Origin of the sequence: Sedimentimonas flavescens (genome assembly GCF_019264375.1) — a bacterium.
In the GTDB taxonomy this organism is placed as follows: Bacteria; Pseudomonadota; Alphaproteobacteria; order Rhodobacterales; family Rhodobacteraceae; genus Rhodobacter; species Rhodobacter flavescens.
In genome coordinates, this window is record NZ_JAHVAI010000058.1 from 1 (window position 1) to 1,027 (window position 1,027).

The 1,027-nt window shown below is 52.4% G+C and carries 1 pseudogene; it reads left to right on the forward strand.

Features of this window, described 5'->3' with window-relative positions:
* Positions 1-850, forward strand: a pseudogene (locus KTQ37_RS16660) (dGTP triphosphohydrolase); the annotation flags it as partial.
* Positions 851-1,027 lie beyond the last annotated feature (177 nt).

Consider the following 1,027-nt stretch of genomic DNA (forward strand, 5'->3'; position numbering starts at 1 on the left):
ACCGATGTCCGAAGGTCTTCCTATCCGCTATCGCCCTCGCGGCTACCGTCATCTATTGGCTATGAGTCCTGACCCTAAGGAGGGCCTTTCGAAGGCGACCTATAAGGAGCATGGATACTTCGGCTCAAAAAAATTTGGAATCTTCAACTCCGAACTGCCTCTTTTTGAAGAAATCGCTCAAACGCTCAAACTTACAAGAGTTGAGGTCGGGTTGAATGTCTGGTGGCGACGTCACCCGTTGGTCTTCGTGGTCGAGGCTGCGGACGACATTTGCTATAATATCGTCGATCTCGAAGACGCCTTCACCACCGGCGAGCTACAGTTTGATGATGTGCGTGGAGCTCTCTTCGACCTGGCGGAGAAGCCAAACCGCGACACTTCGGACATGGGCGAAGCCGAACAGATTGCTTTTCTAAGGGCAGTAGCCATCGGAAAGGGCATCGACAGTTGCCTTGAGGCCTTCAAGGAAAACTATGATGCGATTATGGCTGGCACTTTTTCTAAGTCGCTGGTCGAGGCCGGAAGACTTAGCGGGCAATTTAAGGAAATCAAGGATCTTTCCAAGAAGAGAATCTTCACTGCTCGACGAAAGACCGAGCTGGAAGTGTCGGGCTATCGGATCATCAGCAACGTCCTATCCGGTATCCTGCCAGTTTACGAGCAGCTCGCCGCCAACAAATGGGATCGGAGTAGTTTAGACGACCATTCAAAGCAGGTCGAGCGAGCACTACTTCTTGATCTTCGAGGAATTTCGAATGTTGAGCAGGCGCTGCATGGCATGGCCGATTTCATTTCGGGTATGACAGATCGGTATGCGCTGCGGATTTCGCGGATGCTTTCCGGCACTTAGGTTATATAGTGCGAGCATGCCGCCTTCAAACGACGCTGGCCTACAGCCGTTCCTCACTTCTGCCGTGAGTTTTCGCTTCGTCCGGTTCGCGCCGCTTCCATTGCTGTGACCCCCGATAATTCCTCCAGTTGATGCTAGAGTCCGACCCAACAGAAGGATCGGACCATGAAGCCATCG